At 41.2% G+C, this 2,153-nt stretch carries 2 protein-coding genes; both read right to left on the reverse strand.

Features of this window, described 5'->3' with window-relative positions; translation table 11 throughout:
- Positions 1–751 precede the first annotated feature (751 nt).
- A complete protein-coding gene (locus H6F50_RS25150; RefSeq protein ID WP_190430793.1) occupies positions 752–1,375 on the reverse strand; it encodes a DedA family protein in 624 nt (207 codons plus the stop codon).
- 478 nt (positions 1,376–1,853) lie between these two features.
- Positions 1,854–2,153 (reverse strand): adenosylhomocysteinase (locus tag H6F50_RS25155; RefSeq protein WP_190430794.1); only part of this gene is annotated, 300 nt, incomplete at its 5' end.

Below are 2,153 nucleotides of genomic sequence, written 5' to 3' on the forward strand. Positions count from 1 at the left end.
TCTCCTTGTTTTCGCGTAGGGTATTTTCTACCGCAACGCGCTAGGCTTCGCTCAAGGGAAAACTCCGCAGGGGTCGCGTAGCGTATGCGCTCTGTTTACCGATCTCTCCGGTTTTAACACAGCTTGAGACTGATGGAAGTTTTTTCAATAATTGTTGTCAGCGATCGCTCCACTCAATTGCGATCGCTTCCCTGTTTCTAAAGTTTTAATATAAAGTTTTAAAAATGCCAGATCCAGTTATAAGCTAAAAACGTTCGCGATTGCACAGCGCTAATACGGTAATTTTGGAGCAAAAGTGCGAAAATTTTGTGAAAAACGCTCCAATATAACTCCTTTCTTGCTTATACCCTTTCGCTCTATTTCTGCAAGAGTTCGGTCTGGCACCCCTTTGTTGATTGCTTTAAGAAATTCAGATATTTAGCATCGAAAAAGTGAATTGGTATTGGGGAGTTTTTAACATTTTTATAAAAAAAAATCCGCGTATAACAAAACCCCCTGAGCAAGTAGGGTTAAGGGTAGCTATTGAGTAAATTTGGCTCGAACCAATTAAATTTTTTCGGAAAGTACCCTAGTTCTTGAATATTTTTTTATAAAAATCCTATTTAAGTTATAAACGGATATTTGCTTGTAGAGACGCGATATATCGCGTCTCTACAGAGATTCACAAATCATTGAGGATGGCTACACCTATAAAATGACTTAGCCATTCTGGGAATCAATGATTCTTTGTAAATAACCAAGCTTTTCCTCTTCACGCTTGCTTGTTGCCTTTGTTTTTTTGCTTTTTCCTAACTAACCAGACAACAAAAGCGACAATAAGAATCACAAACACAATTTTAGAAACAGGCCCAAGATGCTCATCTACAAGCTCATAGTTTTCGCCTAGTGCGTATCCGGCATAAGTCAGCAAACCCACCCATAATGTAGTGCCAAGGGTTGAGTAGATTAAAAAAGGCAATAAAGGCATCCCGCTGATGCCTGCTGGAAGCGAAATTAAAGTGCGAACTCCAGGAACCAAACGGCAAAAAAACACTGCTTTACCGCCGTGCTTATCAAACCAATTATCTGCTTTGTCAATATCCTTGCTGGATAACCCGATCCACCTGCCATACTTATTCGCTAATCGCTTTAAGTTCTCTTCGCCTACGAGTTTACCCACGTAGTACCACGGCAATGCACCCAGCATCGTGCCGATTACTCCCGCTGCGATCGCTCCAAAAAAGTGGATTTTGCTATTTGGTTGCGTTGAGACATACCCTGCCAAGGGCATAATCAGTTCGGAAGGGATGGGGGGAAAAAGATTTTCCAAAAACATCAGCAGTCCAATTCCCAAGTGACCGAGGGAATTCATGGTGTTCGTGATCCATTCCTGCATAAGTCAGTGTTGGGTATTAGGGAACAGTTATTTTAATTGAAAATTTCAATACTTCTCGCGATCGCATTGTCTTAACGTCACAATTAAACTGTTAAGTTTAGTGAACAAGCTAAGTTTGCTTAACTTTATCAGGTTTTCGAGAATCTGAAAATTGATTTATCTAAATCTTCATCGTAAATTTGCAATATCCAATTTTTGCGGTGAAAGTTTTATTGGCAATTTGAAGTAGCAATCATTCTTTTAATTGCCCTTTTTTACTAAAGACAGGGTTCAGTTTTTAGCAAGCTCAGCTTGACTACATTAAGGATGTCGTGAGGTTGAAAAGCTGTTGAGTAAACCTACCGTTTCTCTGGGTCAGTTTCCACAACTGAAGCTTTCGCAAAATTTTCGTTAACACAAACAAACAATCCGGATAAGTGGCAATCCTGAGTTGTTACTACATGATGACGAAGGGTGGGCATCGCCCACCCTTACCGATTTAGGTTCCAGAAGTCCAAGAATTGATGTACTCAATTTGGTCGGGTGTCAAGCTATCAATTTGAACACCCATTGCTTGCAACTTCAGCCGTGCAATTTCTTTGTCAACCTCGACTGGAATGGAGTGCAATCCAGGTTCCAGGTTGCCTTTGTTCTTGACGAGGTGTTCGCAAGCTAAAGCTTGGTTTGCAAAGCTCATATCCATCACTGCGCTGGGATGTCCTTCCGCAGCCGCCAAGTTAATTAAACGCCCTTCGCCCAGCACAATAACCGATTTACCATTCTGGAGGCGGTATTCTTG

The organism is Coleofasciculus sp. FACHB-712 (assembly GCF_014695635.1).
Taxonomy (GTDB): Bacteria; Cyanobacteriota; Cyanobacteriia; order Cyanobacteriales; family FACHB-T130; genus FACHB-T130.